This is a genomic window from Acidovorax sp. NO-1 (genome assembly GCF_000238595.1).
GTDB lineage: Bacteria > Pseudomonadota > Gammaproteobacteria > Burkholderiales > Burkholderiaceae_C > Acidovorax.
This window is the reverse complement of sequence record NZ_AGTS01000090.1, coordinates 44,506-69,803: the sequence shown is the minus strand read 5'-3', so window position 1 is coordinate 69,803 and position 25,298 is coordinate 44,506. Positions and strand designations below refer to the sequence as shown.

Annotated in this window: 20 protein-coding genes and 1 pseudogene; 14 read left to right on the top strand and 7 right to left on the bottom strand. The window is 64.9% G+C overall.

What is annotated here, in order from left to right; genetic code table 11:
• Nucleotides 1-4: 4 nt before the first annotated feature.
• The 6 genes from KYG_RS14850 to KYG_RS14825 all read right to left on the bottom strand — a co-directional run bounded on the left by KYG_RS14850 (nt 5) and on the right by KYG_RS14825 (nt 8,101).
• A complete protein-coding gene (locus KYG_RS14850) occupies nt 5-1,546 on the bottom strand; it encodes a 3-hydroxyacyl-CoA dehydrogenase (protein ID WP_008905738.1) in 1,542 nt (513 codons plus the stop codon).
• Nucleotides 1,543-2,337 carry an enoyl-CoA hydratase-related protein gene (locus tag KYG_RS14845; protein ID WP_008905737.1) on the bottom strand — a complete coding sequence of 265 codons (795 nt, stop codon included), beginning with the start codon at nt 2,335-2,337 and terminating at the stop codon, nt 1,543-1,545. Before KYG_RS14845 ends, KYG_RS14850 begins: the two co-directional genes overlap by 4 nt.
• A 128-nt stretch (nt 2,338-2,465) precedes the next feature.
• Complete coding sequence (gene boxA, locus KYG_RS14840) at nt 2,466-3,743, bottom strand: benzoyl-CoA 2,3-epoxidase subunit BoxA (protein ID WP_008905736.1); 1,278 nt, start codon at nt 3,741-3,743, stop codon at nt 2,466-2,468.
• 62 nt (nt 3,744-3,805) lie between these two features.
• Complete coding sequence (gene boxB / locus KYG_RS14835) at nt 3,806-5,233, bottom strand: benzoyl-CoA 2,3-epoxidase subunit BoxB (protein ID WP_008905735.1); 1,428 nt, start codon at nt 5,231-5,233, stop codon at nt 3,806-3,808.
• Between the two features lie 12 nt (nt 5,234-5,245).
• Nucleotides 5,246-6,913, bottom strand: a complete 1,668-nt coding sequence (gene boxC / locus KYG_RS14830; protein WP_008905734.1) for a 2,3-epoxybenzoyl-CoA dihydrolase — start codon at nt 6,911-6,913, stop codon at nt 5,246-5,248.
• A 267-nt stretch (nt 6,914-7,180) separates the two neighbouring features.
• Nucleotides 7,181-8,101: a helix-turn-helix transcriptional regulator gene (locus KYG_RS14825; RefSeq protein WP_050813866.1), complete on the bottom strand. Its 921-nt coding sequence runs from the start codon at nt 8,099-8,101 to the stop codon at nt 7,181-7,183.
• Between the two features lie 162 nt (nt 8,102-8,263).
• Here KYG_RS14825 and KYG_RS14820 point away from each other — a divergent pair, with 162 nt between their 5' ends.
• The 13 genes and pseudogenes from KYG_RS14820 to KYG_RS23900 form a co-directional block, all read left to right on the top strand.
• Nucleotides 8,264-8,734: a DUF4863 family protein gene (locus tag KYG_RS14820; protein WP_008905732.1), complete on the top strand. Its 471-nt coding sequence runs from the start codon at nt 8,264-8,266 to the stop codon at nt 8,732-8,734.
• Between the two features lie 3 nt (nt 8,735-8,737).
• The gene (locus KYG_RS14815) at nt 8,738-10,291 is read left to right on the top strand and encodes a 3,4-dehydroadipyl-CoA semialdehyde dehydrogenase (protein ID WP_008905731.1); all 1,554 of its coding nucleotides are present in this window, start codon (nt 8,738-8,740) and stop codon (nt 10,289-10,291) included.
• Between the two features lie 36 nt (nt 10,292-10,327).
• Entirely contained in the window at nt 10,328-11,887 is a 1,560-nt protein-coding gene (locus KYG_RS14810) for a benzoate-CoA ligase family protein (protein ID WP_008905730.1), read from the top strand.
• Nucleotides 11,884-12,675: an alpha/beta fold hydrolase gene (locus tag KYG_RS14805; RefSeq protein ID WP_008905729.1), complete on the top strand. Its 792-nt coding sequence runs from the start codon at nt 11,884-11,886 to the stop codon at nt 12,673-12,675. Before KYG_RS14810 ends, KYG_RS14805 begins: the two co-directional genes overlap by 4 nt.
• Complete coding sequence (locus KYG_RS14800) at nt 12,672-13,844, top strand: ABC transporter substrate-binding protein (RefSeq protein ID WP_008905728.1); 1,173 nt, start codon at nt 12,672-12,674, stop codon at nt 13,842-13,844. The genes KYG_RS14805 and KYG_RS14800 overlap by 4 nt, the downstream gene beginning before the upstream one ends.
• 87 nt (nt 13,845-13,931) lie before the next feature.
• On the top strand, nt 13,932-14,804 hold the full coding sequence (locus KYG_RS14795) for a branched-chain amino acid ABC transporter permease (protein ID WP_008905727.1): 873 nt from the start codon (nt 13,932-13,934) through the stop codon (nt 14,802-14,804).
• Between the two features lie 17 nt (nt 14,805-14,821).
• Nucleotides 14,822-15,811, top strand: a complete 990-nt coding sequence (locus KYG_RS14790; protein WP_050813865.1) for a branched-chain amino acid ABC transporter permease — start codon at nt 14,822-14,824, stop codon at nt 15,809-15,811.
• Nucleotides 15,808-16,554 carry an ABC transporter ATP-binding protein gene (locus tag KYG_RS14785; protein WP_008905725.1) on the top strand — a complete coding sequence of 249 codons (747 nt, stop codon included), beginning with the start codon at nt 15,808-15,810 and terminating at the stop codon, nt 16,552-16,554. The genes KYG_RS14790 and KYG_RS14785 overlap by 4 nt, the downstream gene beginning before the upstream one ends.
• Nucleotides 16,555-17,256 carry an ABC transporter ATP-binding protein gene (locus KYG_RS14780; protein WP_008905724.1) on the top strand — a complete coding sequence of 234 codons (702 nt, stop codon included), beginning with the start codon at nt 16,555-16,557 and terminating at the stop codon, nt 17,254-17,256.
• Between the two features lie 102 nt (nt 17,257-17,358).
• Nucleotides 17,359-18,495: an ABC transporter substrate-binding protein gene (locus tag KYG_RS14775; protein ID WP_008905723.1), complete on the top strand. Its 1,137-nt coding sequence runs from the start codon at nt 17,359-17,361 to the stop codon at nt 18,493-18,495.
• Between the two features lie 30 nt (nt 18,496-18,525).
• Complete coding sequence (locus tag KYG_RS14770; RefSeq protein ID WP_008905722.1) at nt 18,526-19,497, top strand: methyl-accepting chemotaxis protein; 972 nt, start codon at nt 18,526-18,528, stop codon at nt 19,495-19,497.
• Nucleotides 19,498-19,562: 65 nt separating this feature from the next.
• Nucleotides 19,563-21,413: an EAL domain-containing protein gene (locus KYG_RS14765; protein WP_008905721.1), complete on the top strand. Its 1,851-nt coding sequence runs from the start codon at nt 19,563-19,565 to the stop codon at nt 21,411-21,413.
• A 203-nt stretch (nt 21,414-21,616) separates the two neighbouring features.
• Nucleotides 21,617-22,027, top strand: a pseudogene (locus KYG_RS23900) (transposase); the annotation flags it as partial.
• Between the two features lie 211 nt (nt 22,028-22,238).
• On the opposite strand, the gene KYG_RS23345 reads toward KYG_RS23900, so the two are convergent.
• Nucleotides 22,239-23,099: a helix-turn-helix domain-containing protein gene (locus tag KYG_RS23345; protein ID WP_008905720.1), complete on the bottom strand. Its 861-nt coding sequence runs from the start codon at nt 23,097-23,099 to the stop codon at nt 22,239-22,241.
• Nucleotides 23,100-23,365: 266 nt separating this feature from the next.
• Here KYG_RS23345 and KYG_RS14745 point away from each other — a divergent pair, with 266 nt between their 5' ends.
• Nucleotides 23,366-25,207: a tannase/feruloyl esterase family alpha/beta hydrolase gene (locus KYG_RS14745; protein WP_008905719.1), complete on the top strand. Its 1,842-nt coding sequence runs from the start codon at nt 23,366-23,368 to the stop codon at nt 25,205-25,207.
• Nucleotides 25,208-25,298: the final 91 nt, after the last annotated feature.

Here is a 25,298-nt window from a genome sequence, read left to right as displayed (position 1 = left end):
TCCTTCAATTCAATCCCCAAGCGCGCCGGCGCAGCCCTGGGCTCGCACGGTAGCGCTCGCCGCGATAGTGCCCATCAAGATGGTCGAGCACGGCCACCACCGCGCCCGCACACCAGCCCTCCAGCCAGTGGAAGGGGCCATCCGGGTAGTTCGCGCCCAGTTTCATGGCCGTGTCCGCGCCACCCTCACTGCACACGCCCTGCAGCACCGCGTCGCAGGCTTCATTGATCAGCATGACGATGGTGCGAGCGACGAGCAGGCCAGCCACGTCGCCAAACAGCACCGGCTCCCAGCCCCCGAACTGCAGCATCGCCTGCACCTCGTCCCGCCATGCAGGCGTAGCGGCGGGCGCGGCCGTCCAGGCCAGGGCACCGCCGTTCGCGTTTCCATCCAAGTTCGGCAGGACGAGATCGCAGACCGCGAGGTTGGCGGCCTGCTTCTCAAAGGCCAGTTGCGCCGCCGTGCGTCCGTCCGTCACGCGCAACTGCCCGTGCGGGGTTTCGATACCGCTCCAACCGCTGTCGGGGCAGCGCTCCACGCTTGCCCCCATGGCCGCGAGTCGGGCGGCCATCCGCTCAACGAAACCGCCCCGGCCGTGCAGGATGATTCCCTTCTCGGGGGGCATCCAGGCAGCCACTGGACCGGGCTGTACGGGAGAGGGGACGGTGTGGTGGTCGGCGTTGTGCCGGTAGAAGCCCTCGCCGGACTTGCGCCCCAGCAGGCCGCCATCGACCAGTTCCTGCTGCACCAGGCTCGGGCCGAAGCGCCGGTCCGAGTAGTTAGCCGAAAACATGCTGCGTGTTACCGCGAGGTTGGTGTCGTGGCCGATGAGGTCCATCAGCTCGCATGGTCCCATGCGAAAGCCCACCGCGCGCAGGCAACGGTCGATGTCGGCGGGGCAGGACGCGCGCTCGGTGAGCACGTTCAGTGCCTCGGCATAGAACGGCCGGGCGATGCGATTGACGATGAAGCCTGGCGTGGAGCGTGCATGCACCGGCGTCTTGCCCCAACGTACACCTAGCCGCTCCACGGCGGCAGCCACTTGCGCATGGGTCTTGAGCCCACTGATAACCTCTACCAATTGCATGGCCGGCACCGGGTTGAAGAAATGCATGCCCACAAGGCGCTCGGGCCGCTGCATGCCGTTGGCCAGCGCAGTAATCGAGATCGACGACGTGTTGGACGCCAGGATGCAATCGCTGGCCACGATAGCCTCCAGGCTGGCGAACAGGTCGCGCTTGACGGCGGCGTCCTCGACGATGGCCTCGATGACGATACTGCAGCCGCTGGCCTGAGCCAGGTCCTGCGCGGGCCGGATACGGCCCAGCGTCTGTTGGGCCTGTGCTTCAGTCATGCGCCCGCGTTCGGCGAGTTTCGTCAACTGCTGGCGAAGCTTACGCAACGCATCCTCGGCCGCGCCTTCGCGCTTGTCGAACAGTAGCACCGTGTCGCCCGCCTGCGCAGCGATCTGGGCAATACCCGCCCCCATCAGACCGGCGCCGATCACGCAGACCTGGGCGCCAACGGGAATGTCGAATGGACTCATGGTGCAGCCTTCCGAATCCAGGCCGCCGGGCGCTTGTTGAGGAATGCATCGAAGCCTTCTCTGGCCTCATCGGTCATGCGCACGCGCGCAATGGTCTGCGCGGTCAACTCGCGCACCGCCCCGTCCACTGGTCCGACGTGAAGCTGGGCATAGAGGGCTTTCACCTCGGCTAGAGCCGTGGGGCCGTTTTGCAGCAGGCTGTCGATGATCTCGCACACGGTGGTATCCAATACGTCGCGGGAGCAGACTTGGTGCACCAGTCCGAGGGCATGCGCCTCGTGCGCATCGAAGCGCGTGGCCGTCAACGCCAGCTGCAAGGCCGCGCGCTTGCCCACGGCGTTGACGAGGTAAGGGCCGATGACGGACGGGAGAATTCCGAACTTCACCTCGCTGACCGCAAAGCGCGCGTCCTCGGAGGCCACGGCAAAGTCGCAGGCCGCCACCAGCCCCACTCCGCCGCCCAGCGCCAGGCCGTGGACGCAGGCCACGGTGGGCTTGGGACAGTGGGCGACGGTCGCGAGCATGCCCGCGAAGCGCCGCGCATCTTCCACGTTTTCTTCGCGCGACGCGACACTCGCGCGCTGCATCCATTGGAGATCGGCCCCTGCCGAGAACGCCTTGCCCTGTCCCTTGAGCAGGATTGCCCGCACCTGGGTATCGGAGGACAGCTTGGCGAATGCCTCGCCCAATTCCTGGATCATCTGCTCGCCGAAGGCATTGAATACCTCCGGCCGTGCCATTTCGACGCTGGCAACGCCATCAGCATCCAGCGTCACATTCACTGTAGTCATGTGTTAGTCATCCATTGCGCTGTGCGCTACCGTGAGTCCGCCAACGGATCACCCGCCTTGCCACCTCCCCTCAGCGCCTGGTGGTGCGAGAGAAGGGGAAGGGCGTGCGGCGTCTCAGCAGTTGCTTATTAGTACGTCTCAAGGTGTAGGCGACCTTCGGCCTTCATGGCACTGCCGATTGCGTCCCAGTCGAGGCACGCATCCATTGCGATGTCGCGCAATGTCAGCACCACGCCTTCTTCCATGCTCTTGAGTCCGCAGACGTAGAAGTGGCTCAGCCCGTCCTTGAGCAGGGCAGCCAGGTCGGCGGAGCGCTCGCGCATCAGATCCTGCACGTAGCTCTTGGGCTTGCCGGGGGCGCGAGAGAACGCGAGGTTGATGTCGATGAAATCCTTGGGCAACTTCTGCAGGGGGCCGAAGTAGGGCAGCTCCTGCGGGGTACGCGCGCCGAAGAACAGCATGAGTTTGCCGCTCTCGAACTTGCCGCTGTTGCGCAGGCGCCGGCGCCACTCGGTCATGGCGCGCATGGGGGCGCTGCCGGTTCCGGTACAAATCATCACGATGTGTGAGCGGGGGTGGTTAGGCATCAGGAAGCTGCTGCCGAAAGGCCCTACCACCTTGATCTTGTCGCCCACCTTGAGATCGCAGATATAGTTGGACGCGATCCCGCGCACCGGCTGCCCTTGGTGATCCACAGTGACCCGTTTCACGGTCAAGGATAGGTTGTTGTAGCCCGCGCGCTCGCCGTTGCGCGCGCTGGCGATCGAGTACTGGCGTGGCTGGTGGGGCCGGCCCAGCGCGTCCTCTCCCGGCGGGATGATGCCGATGGACTGACCCTCCAGCACCGGGAAGGGCACCGTTCCGAAATCCAGCACGATGTGGTGGGTTTCGCTGTCGAAGCCATGCTCGGTGCAGTTGAAGTTACCCACCACTGTGGCCTGCATTGGGCCCTTGGGGGTGTACAGGTTGGTGTAGGCATGTGCCGCCGACCAAGGCGGGACATGCGCCCCGTACCGCCCCGAGCGGAAGGGTTCCGTCCCCGGCTCGGCCGTTTTTGCCGGTGCGGGTGTCGCGACAGTGCAGATGCTCGCGGCATCTTCGGTCGCGTCGGCTTCCTCTAACTGCTCAGGGGTCAGTTCCTGTGGCAGTTCATCCCAAGTCAACTGCTCCTCGATGGAATACGCACGTACGATGGGTACGATGCGCCAGTTGTCGATCGAGCCGGTCGGGCAGGGGGAAATGCAGTCCAGGCAGCCGTTGCAGACATCGGCCTTGATGACGTAGTTGCGGTCGTCGTGCGTGATGGCGCCGACGGGGCAGGTCGCTTCGCAAGTATTGCAGCGGATGCAGATCTCGGGGTCGATCAGGTGCTGTTTGAGTGTCGTGACAGCTTCGGCGGTTTCCATCGTGTTCGTCCTTTTCTCATGGGCCGGGGGTTCCCGGCCCTTGTCTCCCACCACCGTGGTTATCAACCAAACCGGACGTATTCGTAATTCACGGGCTGGCGGTTGATGCCCATGACGGGCGGTGCGATCCAGTTGGCGAACTGGCCGGGCTCGACCACGCGGCCCATCAGCGAGGCGACGAAGGCGCGGTCCTCGTCCGAGGGCAGCCACTCATTCTTGCGGGCGTTCCATTCGCTCTCGCTGACCACGCGGCCGTCGGGCGACAGGCGGATGCCGGCGAGCGCGCCGATGGCGCGGTTGAACGCCTTGTGCGGCACCTGGAGCCGGAAGGGGATGTTGGCTTTCTCGATCACCTTGTTCCAGCGGCCCACGCCCGCGACGGAGTCCTTGATGTAGTCGTCGCGCAGCACCTCGTTGAGGGCATTGAGCATGGGCACTTCCTTCTCGACGAGCTGGCCGTTGACCACCTCCAGCACCTTGTAGGTCTGGCCCTTGAGCTGGTGGTCGTCCGTGCGCTTGCCTTCCTCGTAGCGCCCCTTGAGGCCCGAGCTGTAGAACGTGGCCGCGTTGCTGGACTGGTCGGCGCCGAACAGGTCGATGGTCACCGAGTAGTGGAAGTTCAGGTAGCGCTGGATGGTCTCCAGGTCGATGGCGCCCGCGGCGCGCACCTTCGCGGGGTCGTCGGTCTTGAGTTCGTTCATCACCTGGCAGGTGCGCTGCACCACGCGGCTGACGCCCGATTCGCCCACGAACATGTGGTGCGCCTCCTCGGTCAGCATGAACTTGGTGGTGCGCGCCAGCGGGTCGAACGCGCTCTCGGCCAGCGCGGCCAGCTGGAACTTGCCGTCGCGGTCGGTGAAGTAGGTGAACATGAAGAAGGACAGCCAGTCCGGCGTCTTCTCGTTGAAGGCGCCCAGGATGCGGGGGTTGTTGGCATCGCCGCTCTGGCGTTCCAGCAGGGCCTCGGCTTCCTCGCGGCCATCGCGGCCAAAGTGCTTGTGCAGCAGATAAACCATGGCCCACAGGTGGCGGCCCTCCTCGACGTTGACCTGGAACAGGTTGCGCAGGTCGTACATGCTGGGCGCGGTCAGGCCCAGGTGGCGCTGCTGCTCCACGCTGGCGGGCTCGGTGTCGCCCTGCGTCACGATGATGCGGCGCAGGTTGGCGCGGTGCTCGCCGGGCACGTCCTGCCAGGCCTTCTCGCCCTTGTGGTCGCCGAAGTGGATCTCGCGGTTGGCGTCGCCGGGGTTCAAGAAGATGCCCCAGCGGTAGTCGCGCATCTTCACGTGGCCGAACTGGGCCCAGCCCTGCGGATCGACGCTCACCGCCGTGCGCAGGTACACGTCGTAATTGGTCGAGCCCTCCGGGCCCACGTCGTCCCACCAGTTGATGAAGTTGGGCTGCCAGCCTTCCAGTGCGCGCTGCAGGGTGCGGTCCTCGGACAGGTTGACGTTGTTCGGAATCTTCTCGCTGTAGTTGATGCTGCTCATGTCGTGGTCTCCTTACACCCGGTTCAGATCGAATTGCGACTTCTCGCCCTTGCCATACACCTTCAACGCGCCCTTGTCGCCCACGGCGTTGGGGCGCTGGAAGATCCAGTTCTGCCAGGCCGACAGGCGCCCGAACACGCGGGTGACCATGTTCTCCTTGCTGGCGAAGCGCAGGTTGGCTTCCAGGCCGGTCAGGGCGTCGGGCGACATGGCGGCGCGCTCCTCGATGGCGATGCGGACCTCGTCCTCCCAGTCGATGTCGTCGGGCGCGGCGGTGACGAGGCCCAGGCGCAGCGCTTCGTCGGCATCCAGCGGGCGGCCCGCGGCGGCGCGCGCGGCCTCCAGCGGGGCTGCCTCGTCGTAGAAGCGGCGCTGCAGGCGGCTTTGGTCGGTGACCAGGGGCAGCAGGCCGAAGTTGAATTCATCCAGCACGATGTGCGGCGCCTTGGCGGCGTCGTCGGGCAGCGCCAGCATGTAGGCGCGGTCGGCGGCGAAGGCCAGCTCGGCCAGCATGCCCGCGAAGCAGGAGCCGGGCTCGATCAGCGCGAACAGCGTGCGCGAGGACACGTCCAGGCGCGCGAACGTGCGGCGCAGCAGGCCCAGCGTGGCGCGCACCAGCCAGTGCGCGCGGTGCTCCAGCAGCACCTGGTCGGCGCGCAGCACGGCGCCGGCATCGCCCTCGGTCTTGAGCAGCCAGGTGCCCACGTCGAGCTCGTTGGTGCGCAGGTTCAGGATGGCGTCGTCGAGCTGGCGGCCCATGGCCAGCGGCCACCAGGCGGCGCCCGCGGCCTCGATGCCCGCGATGTCGGCGGGCTGCGCGCCCTGCGGCGCCTTTACCGTGAGCGTGGCCGTGCGGCGGGCGCGGTCGATCTGCACGGTGACGTGTTCGTACACCAGGCTGTCGGGGCCTTCCTGGCGCTCGATGCGGGGCAGGGCGATGCCCTGGGCTGCCGTGGCGCGCCCGCCGGATTCGCCCAGCCTGGCGGCGCGGCTGTTCACGGTGTCGGCGAACTGCGCGGGCTTGGCGATGGCATCGACCAGGCGCCAGTCCACGGCGCGCTGGCCACGCACGCCCTCGACGCTGGTGCAGAAGATGTCGGCGAGGTCATGGCGCACCTTGCGCTTGTCGGTGACGCGGGTCAGGCCGCCGGTGCCGGGCAGCACGCCCAGCAGCGGCACTTCGGGCAGGGACACGCTGGAGGAGCGGTCGTCCACCAGCACGATCTCGTCGCAGGCCAGGGCCAGCTCGTAGCCGCCGCCGGCGCAGGCGCCGTTCACGGCCGCCAGGAACTTGATGCCCTCGTGTTGGGAGCTGTCCTCGATGCCGTTGCGCGTCTCGTTGGTGAACTTGCAGAAGTTCACCTTCCAGGCGTGGCTGGACAGGCCCAGCATGAAGATGTTGGCGCCCGAGCAGAAGATGCGGTCCTTGCCGCTGGTGACGATGACGGACTTCACCTGCGGGTGCTCGAAGCGCACGCGGTTCAGCGCGTCGTGCAGTTCGATGTCCACACCCAGGTCGTAGCTGTTGAGCTTGAGTTTGTAGCCCGGGCGCAGACCGCCGTCCTCGGCAATGTCGAGCGCGAGGCGGGCGACGGGGCCATCGACGCTCAGCGTCCAGTGGCGGTACTGACTGGGGTCGGTACGGTAATCAACACGTGGGGATGAAGTGGTTTCAGCCATGCTGTCTCCGGTCAAGTGATGGTGCAAAATAGTGCATCTTTTCAAGATGTTCAAGGAGTATCTTGCATTAAATTGCATACGTCAAGTGCTGGCAGCACAAAATTGCATCTGCCTGCGCTTTTTCGCGCACACATCAGAACCAGACCAAGGCTCGACCAGCGTCGAAGATGAAGTGCTTTTAACCTCCAGCGCTTGGCGAGCAAGCGCTGACAGCTATTGTTTTGGAAGCAACTGAGCGAGGACGCGTGCCCACCGGCGCGCGCGCCCTCATGCCGACAGCACGGGCACAACCGCTGCGCAGAGCGCATCGAAGGCCTGTTGCTGCGTCTTGCCGCCTGTGTTCACGCGCAGATCTGCCTTGGAGTAGAAGGCTGCGCGGCCGTCAAGGATCCGGCGCAGGTCCTCCATGGCCTCGTGGCTGGCAGCCATTGGACGCAGATCGCCTTGCGCGGCTACGCGGCCCATATGCTCCTCGGGCGATGCCTGGAGCCATACAGTGGTGCAGTGGGCCAGCAACTCGTTGAACGTGGCGGGGTCGGAGACGATGCCGCCCGGCGTGGCGATGACAACCTCACCGTAGATCTGCACCGCTTCTTCCAATGCGCGCCGTTCGTAGCGGCGGTAGGCATTGGTGCCATACAGGTCATGAATCTCGCGCACGCTGCAACCGGCCACCTTCTCTATCTCGCGGCTGAGTTCGATGAAGGGTAGCTCCAGATGATCGGCCAGCATCCGCCCAAGCGTCGATTTACCCGCGCCCCGCAACCCCACCAGGGCGATGCGCCGTCCCCGCGCCGCATCCACCGCCCCCGTTCCGAGTAGCTCGCCGATCGCGACGCGCACCCTGCGCAGATCGGCTTCGGAGCGATTCTCCAGCAGCTCGCGGATCAGCAACCACTCGGGAGAACTGGTCGAGACATCGCCCACCAGTTCCGCCAGCGGGCACTGGAGTGCACCTGCTACCTGATGCAGCACCAGGATCGAGGCATTGCCGATGCCGTACTCCAGATTGGCAAGGTGCCGCTCTGACACTTCAGCGGCCTGGGCAACGGCCTTGCGCGTCAGCCCCCGGCGCGCACGCAAGCTGCGCACGCGCTCACCCAACGCGGCCAATAAGGCGTCACGCGGCTCCTCTGTATCGAGGGCGGCAACGGCAACCTCCAAGTGACGCCCGTCTCTTTTGTTCATGCCAATTGACCTTTCGAGCCCTGCATTGTCGCACCTAGGGTTAACACCACGTATGCATTATATTGCTTGACAAGCATAGGACATCATTCTATCGTCACGAACAAAGCACGATAGTGCATGTTTCTGGGGTGTGCAAGCACCTTACATCAAATAAGAACCACGATGAGCAAACACACGTTCTACCAACAAGTTGCCGATCTAACCGCACAGATTGCAGGCCGCCCCCTTGACGCAGCGCTGGACCAGTGGCTGAACGCACAACATGGGCCGCACAGCCAAAGCTACGAACAGCTCAAGGCGTCCTGCTTAGAAGGCGTGCGCGATGGCTGGCTGTGTGAGCGCGAGGGCGGGGGCATCCGCTACGGCCGAGTCTTCAAGGCCGACGATGCGCTGCACCGCTTTTCCGTCGATGTAGTGGACATGCAGGACATCGCCGGCCCGCACCACGTGCACCCGGGCGGCGAGATCGATCTGATCATGCCACTAGGCGACGGCGCAGCGACCTTTGACGGACGGCCCGCCGGCTGGTGTGTCTATCCGCCCGGCAGCGCGCACCGGCCCACGGTTGCGGACGGACGTGCCCTGGTTCTCTATCTCCTGCCCGAAGGGCAGATTCAATTCTCGAAAAGCTGATCCATGAACACTCCCCTGCTTCCCAACTATGTCAGCGGCCGCTGGCAGGCCGGCACCGGCGCCGGCGCGGTTCTCAGCGATCCGGTGCTCGGCACGGAACTGGTGCGCGTCGATGCCTCGGGCCTTGACGTGCCCGCCGCCTTCCGGTTCGCACGCGAGCAGGGCAGCGCCGCCCTGCAGGCGCTGACCTACGGCGAGCGCGCCGCGCTGCTGGCCCGGTGCCAGAAGGTGCTCCAGGGCCACCGCGACGCCTACTACGACATCGCGCTGGCGAACTCCGGCACTGTGAAGAACGATTCGGCAGTAGATATCGATGGTGCGATTTTCACCCTGGGCCAGTACGCCCGCTGGGGCGAGGCGCTGGGCGGCGCCCGCGTGCTGCGCGACGGCGATGCGGTGAAGCTGGGCAAGGAGCCCGTCTTCCAGTCGCAGCACCTGCGCACGCCGCGCCCCGGCCTGGCCCTGTTCATCAATGCCTTCAACTTCCCGGCCTGGGGCCTGTGGGAAAAAGCCGCGCCCGCGTTGCTGTCCGGCATGGCCGTGGTGGTCAAGCCCGCCACGGCCACCGCCTGGCTGACGCAGCGCATGGTTCAGGACGTGGTGGACGCGGGCATCCTCCCGCAGGGCGCGCTCTCGGTCATCTGCGGCAGTTCGGCGGGCCTGCTCGACGCGCTGCAACCGTTCGACGTGCTTTCGTTCACGGGCTCCGCCGACACGGCGGCCGTGATCCGCAGCCATGCCGCCGTCACGCGCCATGCGGTGCGCACCAACATCGAGGCCGACAGCCTCAACAGCGCGGTGCTGCTGCCGGACGCGGCACCCGGCACACCGGCCTTCGACCTGCTCGTGCGCGAGGTGGTCAAGGAGATGACCGTCAAGTCGGGCCAGAAGTGCACGGCGATCCGCAGAATCTTCGTGCCCGCCCCGGTGTTCGGGGCGGTGGCCGAGGCGATCTCGGCCAAACTGGCCAAGGTCACGGTAGGCAACCCGCGCAACGAGGGCGTGCGCATGGGCGCGCTGGTCAGCCGTGAACAGCTGCACAACGTCGGGCAGGGCCTGCGGCAGCTGGCGGGCGCTGCCACGATCCTGCACGACGGGCGCAGCCAGCCCCTGGTGGACGCCGACCCCGCCATTGCGGCCTGCCAGCAGCCCGTGCTGCTGGGCACGCTCGACGCCGACGGCGCGCAGGCCGTCCACGACGTGGAGGTCTTCGGCCCCGTCGCCACGCTCGTGGCCTACCGGGACGCCGGCCACGCCCACCAGCTGGTGCAGCGCGGGCTGGGGTCGCTGGCCGCATCGCTGTACAGCGACGATGCCGCCTTGCTCGCCCGCAGCGCGCTGGCCCTTGCGCCGTTCCACGGCCGGCTCCACATCGTCACCCCCGAGGTGGCCCAGGCGCACACGGGCCACGGCAACGTCATGCCCATGTCCGTGCACGGCGGGCCGGGGCGCGCGGGCGGTGGCGAAGAACTGGGTGGCCTGCGCGCGCTCGACTTCTACCACCAGCGCAGCGCCATCCAGGCCAGCCCGCAGGTGCTGCAGGCGCTCGGGCTCTGAACCTCTCGCACACACGCACACGCACACGGAGACACCATGCCCACCCCCACGGACGGCCCCTTCAACTTCGCCGAGCACCTGTTCGCGCTGCACCGCCAGCGCGGCGACCGCCTGGCCTACATCGACGACCGCGGCCCCCTGAGCTACGGGCAGCTGGAGCAGCGGGCGCGCCGCTTGGCCGCCGCCCTGCTGGCGGCCGGCGTGCGCCGCGAGGAACGCATCCTGCTGCTGATGCTGGATTCGCACGACTGGCCCGTGAGCTTCCTTGGCTGCCTTTATGCGGGCGTGGTGCCCGTCGCGGTGAACACCTTGCTGACCGCGGACGACTATGCCTACATGCTGGAGCACAGCCGCGCGCAGGCGGGCATCGTCTCGGGCGCGCTGCAGGGCACCCTGCAGGCCGCTATGCAGAAGTCGGCGCACGAACTGCGCACGGTCATCGTGTCCCAGCCCGAGAGCGAGCTGCCGCAGGGCGCGCTGGAATTCGAGGCTGCGCTGGCCGCCGTGCCACCGCTCGCCGCCCCCGCGCCGACCACGGGCGACGAACCGGGCTTCTGGCTCTACTCCTCCGGCTCCACCGGCCGACCGAAAGGCACTGTCCATACGCAGCGCAACCTGTGGTGGACGGGCGAGCTGTATGGCAAGGGCGTCCTGGGCCTGACCGAAAAGGACGTCTGCTTCTCCGCCGCCAAGCTGTACTTCGCCTATGGCCTGGGCAACGGGCTCACGTTCCCGCTCTCGGTGGGCGCCTGCACGGTGCTGATGGCCGAGCGGCCCACGCCGGACGCCGTCTTCAGGCGCCTCACCGAGCTGCAGTGCCGGCCCACGGTGTTCTTCGGCGCCCCGACCGGCTTCGCCGGCATGCTGGCATCGCCCCGGCTGCCGGAGCGCCAGTCCGTGGCCCTGCGCATGTGCTCCTCTGCCGGGGAGGCGCTGCCCGCCGACATTGCCCACCGGTTCAAGGCGCACTTCGGCGTGGACATCATCGATGGCATCGGTTCCACGGAGATGCTCCACGTATTTCTCTCCAACCGTCCCGACGACATCAAGTACGGCAGCACCGGGAAGCCCGTGGCCGGGTACGAGGTCGAATTGCGCGGAGAGGACGGCCAGCCAGCCTCCGACGGCGAAGTGGGTGACCTGTACATCCGAGGCCCGAGCGCCGCACTGACGTATTGGGCCAACCGGGAGAAATCCCGCGAGACCTTTCAGGGCGCTTGGACGAAGAGCGGCGACAAGTACGTGCGCGACGAGCAGGGCTACTACGTCTATGCCGGTCGCAGCGACGACATGCTGAAGGTGAGCGGCATCTATGTCTCGCCTTTCGAGGTCGAATCCACCCTCATGGAACACCCCTCGGTGCTGGAAGCCGCGGTCATCGGCACGGCGGACGCCGAAGGCCTGACCAAGACCAAGGCCTTCGTCGTGCTCAAGGATGGGCAACTGGTGGACGAAGGGCAGCTCAAGGCCTTCGTCAAAGAACGGCTCGCGCCCTACAAATACCCCCGGCAGATCGAGTTCCTGGCCGAACTGCCCAAGACGGCCACCGGCAAGATCCAGCGCTTTCGCCTGCGCGAACTCGAGGTCCGTCCGTGACTCAGTTTCAGGATCTACGCTGGCGCAGCCGCGAGGTGCGCGTCGAGTACGCCTGGGTGGGGCCCGAATCCGCGCGAGGGCCGCTCATTGTGTTTCTGCACGAAGGGCTGGGCTCGCTGGCGATGTGGAAGCACTTCCCCGACCGGCTGTGTACCACTGCAGGGGCTCGCGGGCTCGTGTTCTCGCGCCCGGGGTACGGCCAGTCCACGCCCCGCCCGCACGACGAGGTGTGGGACGTGGACTTCATGCACCAGCAGGCCTATGAAGTTCTGCCCCGGCTGCTGGACGCCGTCGGCGTACAGCAGCCCGTCTGGCTGTTCGGGCACAGCGACGGCGGTTCCATCGCCCTGTTGCACGCGGGCCGGCATCCGGAACGTGTGGCCGGACTGGTGCTGCTCGCGCCGCATATCTTCGTCGAGGACATCACGGTCCGGAACATCGAGCGCGCCAAGGCGGACTACGAGACCGGCGGCCTGCGGGCGGGCCTGGCGAAGTACCACGGCGACCCCGACTCCGCCTTCTGGGGCTGGAACCGCATCTGGTTGCACCCGCCCTTCCGGCGCTGGAACATCACCGATGAACTCGCGGACATCCGCTGCCCGGTCCTGGCCATCCAGGGCCTGGACGATGCCTACGGCACGCTGGCGCAGATCCGGGGCATCGCCGAAAGCGTCCCAACCACGCAGTTGCTGGAAATCCCGCACTGCGGCCACTCGCCCCACCGGGATCAGCCTGAGCAGGTCATCACAGCGACACACACATTCATTCACCACAGGAGACAAGCATGAAGCACACACTCACTCGCCGCAGCGCCATCGCGCTGAGCACACTGATTCTCGCCGCAGGCGCCCATGCCCAAAGCACGGACAAGCTCAAGGTCGGCCTGATGCTGCCCTACAGCGGCACCTTCACCGCGCTGGGCGTGGCCATCGAGAACGGCTTTCGCATGTACGTGGACGAGCAGGGCGGGAAGCTCGCGGGCCGCGAGATCGAGTTCATCAAGGTGGACGACGAGTCCGACCCCGCCAAGGCCACGGAGAACGTCAATAAGCTGATCCGGCGCGACAAGGTGGACGTGATCGTCGGCACCGTGCACTCGGGCGTGGCAATGGCCATGGCGCGCGCGGCGAAGGAAAGCAACACCCTGCTCATCGTGCCCAACGCGGGCTCCGACGCCGTCACGGGCCCGATGTGCGCCACCAACATCTTCCGCAGCTCGTTCTCGAACTGGCAGTCTTCCTACGGCATGGGCACGGTGGCCGCCACGCAGGAGAAAAAGAAGACCGCGATGACCATCACCTGGAAGTACGCAGCTGGCGAGGAGATGACCAACGCCTTCAAGGAGGGTTTCGAGAAGGAAGGCGGCAAAGTGCTCAAGCAGTTGACGGTGCCCTTCCCCAACGTGGAATTCCAGGCGCTGCTGACCGAGATCGCGGCGGCCAAGCCAGATGCCGTGTTCGCCTTCTTTGCCGGCGGCGGCGCCGTGAAATTCGTCAAGGACTACGCGGCCGCGGGCCTGAACAAGACCACGCCGCTCTACGGCTCGGGCTTCCTTACCGACGGCACGCTGGACGCACAGGGCGAAGCGGCCCAGGGCCTGCTGACCACGCTGCACTATGCGGATAACTTGGATCTGCCCAAGGACAAGAGCTTTCGCGTGGCCTATGCCAAGGCGTTCAAGCTGCAGCCGGATGTCTATGCCGTGCAAGGCTATGACGCCGCGCAGATCCTGCGCGTGGGCCTGGACGCCGTGAAGGGCGACGTATCGAAGAAGGCCGAGTTCGCGGCGGCTGTCGAGAAGGCGAAGTTCGACAGCCCGCGCGGCTCGTTCACCATGTCCAGGTCGCACAACCCGGTGCAGGACATCTATCTGCGCCGGGTGGAAGGCAAGGAGAACAAGGTGATCGGCATCGCCTCCAAGGCGCTTTCCGATCCGGCGCGCGGCTGCAAGCTGTAAGCACCATCCACCGAGCCACTCCACGGCAGGGCGACCCGGCACACCCGGTGCGCTCTTCCACTCTCCAATCAGTCAGGATGAACCAACGTGGATTTCGCCACATTTCTCGTGCAGTGCCTGAACGCGATTCAGTACGGACTGCTGCTCTTTCTGCTGGCCTCCGGGCTCACGCTCATCTTCGGGATCATGGGCGTGATCAACCTGGCGCACGGCAGCTTCTACATGATCGGCGCGTACATGGCTTTCGCTCTGTCACCGCTGTTCGGTGGCAATTTTCTGGTCACCCTCGTTGCTGGAACCTTGTTGGCAGCCGTCCTGGGCTATGTGCTCGAATGGGTGTTCTTCAGCTATCTGTACCAGCGCGAGCATCTGCAGCAGGTGCTGATGACCTATGGCCTGATCCTGGTCTTCGAGGAGCTGCGCTCCATCCTCGTGGGCAACGACGTGCATGGCGTGCCGGTGCCGCCCTGGCTGGGGGGTAGCCTGCCCCTGGGCGACCTTATGCAGTACCCCTGGTACCGTCTGTTCGCATCGGGCGCCTGCATCGTGCTGGCCGTGGCACTGTATCTGGTCGTCAACCGCACGCGGCTGGGCATGATGATCCGTGCCGGGGCCAGCAACCGGGACATGGTGCGTGGGCTGGGCATCAACATCCGTCGCCTGTACCGCACTGTGTTCGCCGCCGGCGTGGCCTTGGCAGCCCTGGCCGGCATGATCGCCGCGCCGATCTCGTCGGTCTATCCCAACATGGGGGCCAGTGTGCTGATCATCTGCTTCGTGGTGGTCGTCATCGGGGGCATCGGCTCCGTCACTGGTGCACTGGTGGCGTCACTGCTGGTGGGCTTCGTGGACACCTTTGGCAAGGTCTTCTTTTCGGAAGCTGCGGGCATTGGCATCTACGTGCTGATGGCCATCGTGCTGATTTGGCGCCCCGAGGGCTTGATGGGCCGGCGCACATGAACACCACTACCTTATCCATGAAAACTGCTCCAACGCCTATCGCTGTCCCGCGCAACAACGGGATCTGGTTACCGCTGGGGATCGCGGTGGCGCTCGCCGCCGCCGGCCCTATGCTGACCGGCTATCTGGGAGACCTTGTGGTCAAGGTCATGATCTTGTCCATCTTTGCCCTCAGCTTGGAACTGCTGGTTGGGATGGCCGGGCTAGTCAGCCTGGGGCACGCGGCCTATTTCGGCGTTGGTGCCTACGTCACCGTCATCGCATCGGGCGACGGGGCGGGCAACCTTGCCGTGCTGGTGGGGCTGTCCATGCTGGCGGCAGGCCTGTATGCGCTGGTCGTGGGAGCGCTCTCGCTGCGCACGCGCGGGGTGTACTTCATCATGGTCACTCTGGCCTTTGCGCAGATGGCCTATTTCATCTTCCACGACACGCCCGTGGGCGGCGGCAGCGATGGCATCTACCTGTATGCGCGTCCCGCCGTGGGACCTCTGGACATGGAGAGCCGCCTCACCGTGTTCTATGTGGCGCTCGCCGCACTGGTGTTCACCTACGTGCTGCTGGCCGTGATTCGCCGCTCCCGCTTCGGTGCCGCGCTGGCGGGCATCCGCGCCAACGAGCAGCGCATGCGCGCCACCGGCTTTCCCACCTTTTGGTACAAGCTGGCCGCCTTTGTCATCGCCGGCTCGCTGGCCGGGCTGGCGGGCTTTCTGGTGGCCGCGCGCGACGGCGTGGTCAACCCGGAAATGCTGTCGTGGCATATCTCCGGCGAGGTGCTGCTGATGGTGATCCTGGGGGGCATCGGGCACCTGCGCGGCGCGGTGCTGGGGGCCATCGTCTTCACCCTTCTCAAGGAACTGTTGTCCACGCACGCCGTAGTGGGCAGCCTGGCCGACCATTGGCAGCTCACCCTTGGGCTGGCGATCATCGCCTTCGTGGCCCTACTGCCCAGGGGCCTGATCGGGCTGGTGCACCGCACCGCACGCACCGCCAAGGAGCCCCGCACATGAGCACGATCCTGCAAGTCCAGGGGCTGACCCGGCGCTTCGGGGGGCTCACGGCCGTGAACACCGTTTCCATCGACCTGCGCATTGGCGAAGTCCACGCTGTCATCGGGACGAACGGGGCCGGCAAGTCCACGCTCATCAACATGCTGTCCGGCGAGATCGCCAGTTCCGAGGGCCGCATCCAGCTCTCCGGCGCGGACGTGACCCGCCAGCCGCAGCCGCGCCGCGCCTTGTCGGGCATCGGCCGCAGCTACCAGCGCACCACCATCTTTCCCGAATTCACAGTGCATGAGAACTGCCGCCTGACCGCCCAGGCCAGAAACCCGCGCCCCTGGGCATTGTGGGAGTCGGCGCGCAAATGCGACGCCAGCGTACAGGCGGCCAATGCTGCGCTGGAGGCCACCGGGCTTGCTCCCGCAGCCAACCGCCTTGCGGGCACCCTGAGCCACGGCGCCAAGCGCCAGCTGGAAGTGGCCATGTGCCTGGCCACCCAGCCGCGCGTGCTGCTGCTGGACGAGCCTCTGGCCGGCATGGGCGCCGAGGAGACCGACCGGATGCTCGCGTTGCTGGAGCGGCTCAAGCCGGGCCACGCCATCTTGCTGGTGGAGCACGACATGGACGCGGTGTTCCGCATCGCCGAGCGCATCACCGTCATGGTCAACGGCGCCGTCATCGCCACCGGCTCGCCGGATGCGATCCGCAACGATCCGCAGGTGCGCACGGCCTACCTGGGCGAGGAGCACTGAATGATCGGCATAGAGGACCTGCACACCTATTACGGCGACAGCCACATCCTGCGCGGCATCGAGGCGCGCATCCCCACGGCCACGTCCGTGGGCCTGCTGGGCCGCAACGGCATGGGCAAGACGACCCTGATCCGCAGCCTGATGGGCTATGTGCGCCCGGCGAGCGGCAGCGTGCGCTGCGACGGCGCCAGCGTGACGGGCTGGGCACCCGAGCGGATGGCCCGGCTGGGCATCGGCTACGTGCCGGAGGGGCGCGGCATCTTCCCGAACCTGTCCGTGCGCGAGAACCTGGTAATGGCCGCGCGCGCTGGCGTCGATGGCCGGCGCGAGTGGACTTTCGAGCGCGTGCTCGCTACCTTCCCGCGCCTGTCGGAGCGCCTGGCCCACGGCGGGCAGCAGTTGTCCGGCGGCGAGCAGCAGATGCTCTCCATCGGCCGCGCGCTGATGACGAACCCGCGCCTGCTCATCCTCGACGAAGCAACCGAGGGGCTGGCACCCCTCATCGTCGCCGAGATCTGGCGCGTGATCGAGGCGATCCGCCAGACAGGCATCGCCACCCTGATCGTGGACCGGGACTGGCGCCGCGTGCTGCACCACACGGAACAGGCGCTGGTGATGGAAAAGGGCCAGATCGTCCTGGCGGGCGATTCCGCCAGCCTCCTGGCAGATCCCCACGCCCTCAGCGAGCGCCTGGGCGTTTGATATGCAACCCCAAGCCCCCGGCAGAGGGGCAACGGCGCATATGCAACGCGCCGAATGCGATCCGCCTATTCGCATCGGCCTAACGAGTTTGGAGAGAGACAAATGCGATCCTTCACATTGCGCCTTCTGGCGGCGCCGGTGTTGCTGTGCTCTTGCATGGCGGTTCAGACTTCCGCTGCGGGCGAAGTCGTCGTAGCCCATGTGGGACCTTTCAGTGGGCCGCTGGGCGTCAACGGGCTGGCCAATCTGGAAGGCTCCAAGGCGTGCATTGCCGAAGCCAATGCGGCCGGCGGCATCAACGGCAACACCCTGCGGCTGGTGCAGCGTGACGACGAATACAAGCCCGAAAAAACCATTGCGCTTATGCGCGAGGTCGCGCGCGGCGAAAAGCCCGTTGCCTTCCTCAACCTGCTGGGGTCGGCCAACGCCAGCGCGCTGCTCAAGGACGGCACACTCGAAAGCCTGAAGATTCCGGTTGTGGGCGTTACCCCTGGAGCTGACGTTCTGCGCTCGCCAGGCAGCCCGTGGATGTTCCACGTTCACGCCAGCGACAATGTCCAGTTGGCGCGCATCGTCCAGCACCTCTCGACGATTGGCATCTCGCGCATCGCCGTTGCCTACCAGGACATTCCCTTTGGCCGAGGCGGGATGGAATTCATCCAGGGCGTCGCCCAGAAGGCAGATGTCGCCATTACCAAGAGCGTTGGCGTACCTTCGGCGGGTGAAGATTTCACGGCTATCGCCAACGACCTGCGCCAGTCGAACGCGCAAGCCTACGTGATGATCCTCGTGCCCAACAGCGGGGCAGCCTTCGCGGCGCAGGTCCGGGGCGCGGGCGATGCCACGCCGATGTATGGCATGTCCTACGTCCCCGTCAAAGGGCTGATCGACAAGGCCGGCGCGGCGCACTCCGTCGGCATCGGCGTAGCCCAGGTCACCCCCAATACGGACTCATCTTCCTCAGCCCTGATCCGGCAGTTCCGCTCGGCCATGGAACGGTATGCCCCGACGGACACCGCGCGCACGCAGCTGCACCTGGTCGGTTACCTGAACTGCCGGGTGTTCATCGAAGGGCTCCGCCACACAGGCAGCGCGCCTACCCCCGACAGTCTGCGCGGCGCGCTGCACAAGCTGCGGGTGGACTTAGGCGGCTACCTGGTGGATTTCGCCGGTGGCAACGTGGGGTCGCGCTATGTCGATATCGGCGTCGTCACGCGGGATGGGCGTCTGCAGTACTAACACTGCGACTTCATGAGCAAGAGAAACTCGATGCAAACACGAACCGAACACCGCCACGCGCCCCACATTGCGCCACCTGCCTATGGCCAGTTGATTGCCGCCGTCATTGGGGCCCTTGTTTCTGTGGCCATCGCTCTAACGGCCCAAGATCTCCTGACGATGTTACTGGGTGGCTGCTGCCTGGTCCTGTTCGTTGTCATGGCTGTCTTCGGCCACCGGCGCGCAGACGCAGGGCCCCTGCAGCATGAGCAGGCTTCGACGGCCTCCGAGGCACACGCTGTGGCCGTCCACTCCCTCTGGAGCGACGTGCGCGAAGTGGTTGAGGGGCTGGGGCTGGACGGGGAAGTTCAGAACCTGGCGCAGCACGCAGGCATCCTCGTACGCCTGGTTGCCAATGCGCTCGATGCCATGGACCGCGCTACGGTGCTGGCCAAATCATCGGGTAACCAAGTCAAGGATGGAGCCGTCGCCGTCGCCGGCATTGAGACAGCGATTGAAGAACTTGCGCAGCACATCGAGCATTCCAGCGCCGTGTTTGCCGAACTCCAGGCCAAAGCAAATCAGATCGGAGACATCGTGGCCACGATCCACCAAATCGCGCGACAGACCGATCTGCTCGCCGTCAACGCCGCCATCGAAGCCAGCCGCGCCGGCGCAACAGGGCGCGGGTTTGCCGTGGTGGCCCACGAAGTCAAGGCACTGGCCGCGCGCACCAACGAAGCGAGCAACCAGGTCAGCACATTGGCCTCTTCGCTCGCGGCCTCATGCAAATCGGCCGGCGAGCGTGTGGGCGATGCCTCGAAGGCTACGGAAATGGGTCGGGCGCGCATCCACGCATCGCGTGAGGCTATGCAAGGCATCCAAACAGGCGCCCAGAAGCGCGTTGCCATCGTGTCTGAGGTCGTCGAGGCGTTGCGTCAACAAGAGGTTCTAGGAAACCAGCTTACCCATGACATCCAGTCTTTGGCTGAAAAAGTGGATGTAGTGAAAAAAGTGCCCTAGGCCCAATGAAACAGACAGCAACGCGGAGGATACCGTTCGGCGGCTGTCTTCATCCCGCCGTTCACATGCCCCTCACGCCCGAGGTGCCAGTCCTCCCGATCTCCGATTTGCCCGTTGATACGCCGCTGCAACGCACCCTGCGCGAGCAGCAGACCCTACTGGACAGCGCGGGCGTGGGCATCGTCTTCGTTCGCCAGCGCGTAGTTGTGCGCTGCAACCCACGCTATGCGGAGCTTTTCGGCTATGACTCCCCGCAGGAACTGATCGGTCAGAGCATGGAAGCCCTGCACCCGAGCAACGAGGCTTTCCGCGCTCTGGGGCGTGCCGCCTACGCGACTCTCTCGCAGGGGCACACCTTCCGCACCGAATGGCGCATGCGTCGGCGCACTGGCGAAGTCTTCTGGAGCAACCTTACTGGCCGTCTCATCAACCCGGATGACACCGCCGAAGGATCGATCTGGACCATCGACGACATCGAGGCCTACAAGCGCGCCCAAGAAGCGCTAGACCGGGCGCACGAGAACCTAGAGCGCCAGGTGCGCGATCGCACGCGCGAGCTGCGCGAAACGGTGGACAACCTGCACCGCGAGATCAGCGACCGCAGGGCCGACCAGGAGCGTATCTACTGGCTCGCGCACTACGACGCGCTCACCGGCCTGCCCAACCGCGCGCTGCTGGCCGAGCGCGCGCGCTCGGCCATCTGCTTGGCGCAGGAGGGCGGCACGCCGCTGGCCGTGATCTTCCTGGACCTGGACCATTTCAAGCAGGTCAACGACTCGCTGGGTCATCGCGTGGGCGATGCGTTGCTGATGGAGGTCGCCCAGCGGCTGCGTGCCACGGTGCGCGACAACGACACCGTCTCGCGCCTGGGCGGTGACGAATTCATCCTGCTGCTGCCCGGGGCCAACGCGCACGGTGCTGCCCGCGTGGCGGGCAAGCTGCAGGAAGCTTTGCGCCAGCCCTACCAGATCGACCACCACGAGCTGACGATGGCGCCCTCCATGGGCATCGCCCTCTTCCCGCAGGACGGCGCGGACTTCGACACGCTCACCCAGTCCGCCGACGTGGCCATGTACCGCGCCAAACTCGACGGGCGCAACACCTTCCGCTTCTTCACGCCCGAGATGCAGGCCCAGTCGATGCGCGCGCTGCAGCTCGAAAACGCCCTGCGCCGCGCACTCGAACGGGAGCAACTGCATCTGCACTACCAGCCGCAGGTGAGCCTGTCCACAGGCTCGGTGCACAGCGTGGAGGCGTTGCTGCGCTGGCTGCACCCGCAGCTGGGCGGCATTTCGCCGGCAGAGTTCATTCCCATTGCTGAAGACAACGGGCAGATCCTGCAGATCGGCGAATGGGTGCTGCGCACCGCACTGGCGCAGCTCAAGGCCTGGCGGTGCAGCGGGTTCCCGGGGCTGACGATGGCGGTCAACCTCTCAGCCATCCAGTTCCGCCAGCCCCAGCTGCCCGAGCTAATCAGCCGCATGCTGGCCGAATTCGGTCTGCCGCCCAACGCGCTGGAGCTGGAGCTGACCGAGGGCGTGGCCGTGGACGACCCCCATACCGCCGTAGCCACAATGGACCAGCTGCACGCTTTGGGCGTGCGCATGTCGATGGACGACTTCGGCACCGGCTACTCGTCACTGAGTCAACTCAAGCGTTTCCAGATCTTCAAGCTCAAGATCGACCAGTCGTTCGTGCGCGACCTGGGCAACGACCCCAACGACCGCGCCATAGTGAGCGCCATCATCCGCATGGCCCATGCTCTGGGCATGCGCACCACCGCCGAGGGCGTGGAAACCGAAGACCAACTCGCTTTCCTACGCGCACAGGGCTGCGATGAGGCCCAAGGATACTACTTCAGCCCACCGCTGCCGACCGCAGGAATGCAAACTTATTTACTGCAGCAACGAGGCTGAACCTCAAGCCAAAACCGCTCCTGACTATTAGTTATGACTGCACCTGAACAAGGGCTTGCGGGAGTAGGGGCGGGGAGTCTTTTACCGAGCGAGGTTGCATCGGCGGCTTCAATTCAAGACTGTGCGATTGGATCCCGCCGCCAACACCTCCAGCTCGAACTGACCCAACTGCTGGCGTAGCACCTTATCCAGCAGAGCTATGGATTGGTGTGTTGCCCGCAGTGCTGGGCCAGGTGCATACCCTGCTGGGGGACAACGGCTTTTACAGCCAGGCCAACGTGAGTGCCTGCAAGCAAGCCGAGATCGAACCGCTGCTGGCGCTCAAGGTGAAAGAGCACCATGAGCCCGTGCTGGAGCGTCTCGCACCTGGCGCCCCTGAGCCTCAAACCATGGATGCTGTGATATAGATGGCGCATTGGCTGGGCACGCAGGCCGGGCGGGCGCTGTACGGCTTGCGCAAGCAGACCGTGGAGCCAGTGTTCGGGATCATCAAGCGCGTAATGGACTGGCGCCAGATGAGTATGCGCGGGCTCCCCCAGGCGCAAGGCGAATGGAGCTTGGTGACCATGGCCTGGAACGTCAAACGCATGCACATGCTACGCGCAGCGACGTGAGAGCAAAAGTTCATCTCGATCACAACAAGACTGGATGTTCAGGCGCTTTGATGTGCCCTCAGGGGGGCCTTGGCAATCGCGCAGATGCCGTCTTGAACAACACCTTGCACTCAGCAATCAATACCGCTCGGGTTCAAATCCGACGGACTCCTAGCAGGCAGCCTGCACCGTACAGATTCTCCTACAGCCTCTGATGCCAACCCCAGCGCCACTATGTGCCTCGTCGCCAGCGGGCGGGTGTGGTGCCAAGCATGCGGCGAAAGGCTTCCGTGAAATGCGCCTGGCTGGAAAAGCCGCACTCGCTTGCGATCTCCGTAATAGATTGCTCCGAGGTGGAGCGAAGCACGTTGGCCGCCACATCGATGCGCCGCTCAAGAACGAAGGCGTGCGGCGATTTGCCGAACGTCGCCTTGAACATCCGGGCAAAGTGATAGGGACTCATGTGAACCTCTTCGGCCAGCCTGGAGATGCGCAGGTCCCCTGACAAGTGCTCCGCGATATAGGTTTGAAGACGGGTCTTGTCCCGTGATCCAAACTGGCCGCTGCTTCGCAATCGCTTTGTACTCGGCCCGCCCAATGTAGTCAGCAGGCCCAGCAATGCGATGGTCAGCCCTTCAGCGTACATCGGGCTATGGGGAGAGCATCTGGATGCCTCATCCCACAGCGCATTGACGACATTCGCCAACGGCGGGGCGAACAGTTCAAGCCGCGTTTGCAGTGCAAAGGGCCGGACGTCCGCGTGGACCAGGCGATTGACCATGCACGGCGGCAACTGGATCATGACGACTTCGCCGGCAATGCCATCCCACCGTGCCCGGTCGAGACACAAACCCGCCTCGGCAAATGCCGCCACACCGGGCGCGGAATAGAACTCCTGCGTGCGTCCGGCGGTCGTCCACCACCGCCTTCCTCTTCCGCTTCGCACCACGGCCACGGCGGCTTCTGGCAGCTCCATAGCGCCCACTTCAGCTTGTCCCGGCAACAGTTCCAGAGTGATGGGAAGCCCCGCCCAGCCGAGCGGCGTTGCCAGAGGCTCGAAGTGTCGCAATGGTTGCCGCGCAGAGTCCGACATGGGTGCTTTCAGCTAGGTTGTGATGCAGTGAACAAGCGCATTCTGATCCACACAGTCTTTGATTTATGCATTTTAATGCATGCAACAACAACCTGGGAAACCCTATGCGCCAGGAGCAATTTTTCGAAAATTGAGCGCAATATCTCGATAGATTGTCCGTATCCGCTCGCCTAGCATCGTGGCTGGGGATCATCGATCAATGCACTTTAATTCATTGACAGCGTTGTCCCCAGAGAAAACACAACGTGACTTAAGGAGACGACAACATGACCACGATCCAAGGCCGCCTCTCGGCCTGCGGACCAGCCCGGCTTTCGGGCGCTTGGGCCGCAACCGCTTTTGCCGCGTCGCTCAGCCTCGCCCTGGTTGCCTGCGGAGGAAGCGGCAAGGACCACGCTGCGGAAACCACACAGTTGACGTGCGATGACTCGATCACGGCCAACTTCAAGCCGGATGCCCACACCACTGTGCTCCTTGTGAAAGCCTTCAAAAAAGGCGACCCCCTCGTCCTGTCCGGCGCGGCCACTGCGCAGACGCCGAAAGCGGCCAATGCCCTTTGCTTGGTCAAGCTTCTTGTCGGCCCCGGCAATCCCGGCCCAGTCAATGCGCCATCAACCTCTCCAGGGATCGGAATCGAAGTATGGCTACCCGCCAAGTCAGCATGGAATGGCCGAGTGCATGCGGTGGGTGGCGGTGGCTGGGCAGGTACGGAAGAGGCAGATACCACGGCAATCTCTTCCGCGACGAACAGCGGGGATATTCGTTTTCCCGCTGACATCGCAGGCCAGGACGGGTCGGTTTCCTCGTCAACCGACACAGGCCATAGCGGTAGCCCACCAAGCTTCCAAGCGTCATTTGCCGTGAACCCTGACGGTTCGATCAACACGACCCTCTGGAACGACTTCGCCTCCAGGGCAATTCACGAGCAGGCGGTCAAGACCAAAGCGCTTGCACAAGCCTACTACGGTACAGCACCCAAATTTTCGTATTGGGACGGTGGCTCAACGGGCGGGCGGCAAGCCCTCAAGCTCGCGCAGGCGCACCCCGGCGATTTCGATGGAATTCTGGCAGGCTACCCTGCAATCAATTGGACCAAGTTCATCACTGCAGAACTCTACCCGCAAATCGTCATTCACCAGGATCTCGGCGGCAACTACATGTCGCTGGAGCAGTTGGATCTGGTCTCAAACGCTGCGATCTCCGCTTGCGACATTGTGGGGGGCAAGCATTTGGGCTTTGTGCTCGACCCGGCCAGTTGCCGCTACGACCCGACAAAGGACGCCAAGGTTCTTTGTGTTGGCAGCGGCGGAACCAATGGAACCTCGGCCTGCGTGACCCAGCCCCAAGCACTGGCAATCAACAAGATCTGGTATGGCATGACCTCGGACGGAAGCGTGCCAGATCCCGCGATCGACAACGGGTTTGGTCCTATTGAAGGTGTGCATCGGTGGTACGGCTTGACACGCGGAACGAGCCTGGCTCTGCTCGCCACGCCCGCTGTATTCCCGATTGCTTCGGAGATGGTTGCATTTGAACTGCAGGACTATCGAATCGCCAGTACCTTGTTCACCAACGCAACCGGCAATGGAGCGGACGCATGGAAAACGCTGAGCTATGCGCAGCTCAATAACGCCTACGACGCCGGTATCGCGCTGCAATCGCAGTTTGGCTTCATCAACACGGACGACCCGGACCTGACTGCATTCAAGGCGCGCGGCGGCAAACTGATCCACTATGCCGGGATGGCGGATCCGCTGATCCCTCCCCAAGGGTCTCGACAGTATTACGAGCGTGTCCTGGCGACCATGGGCGGGCCAGTTCCCGTGCAAGAGTTTTATCGCTACTACGAGTACGCCGGGATGGGCCATGGCCCCATGAATCAAACGTCGAACCATGGCGCTTCACCGCCGATGCCCCACCCTGCGGCGGGGGACCTGCACAAGCTGCTGGTTGAATGGGTAGAGCATGGCCGGGCGCCAGAGGGCATCGTTGCATCATCCGTTCCTGGCGCCCCCGAAGAGATCAGTCTGCCGGTCTGCGCGTACCCACTGAAAACGACTTACACGTCAGGTGATGCCTATCTTGCGGCGAGCTATGTTTGCCGATAATCGACAGTGCAACCGACGTTCGTAGCGGAGCTATGGCCGGGGTCACTCACATTTGCACCGGTTAAGGCGAACTGGAGTGGAGATATGTGCC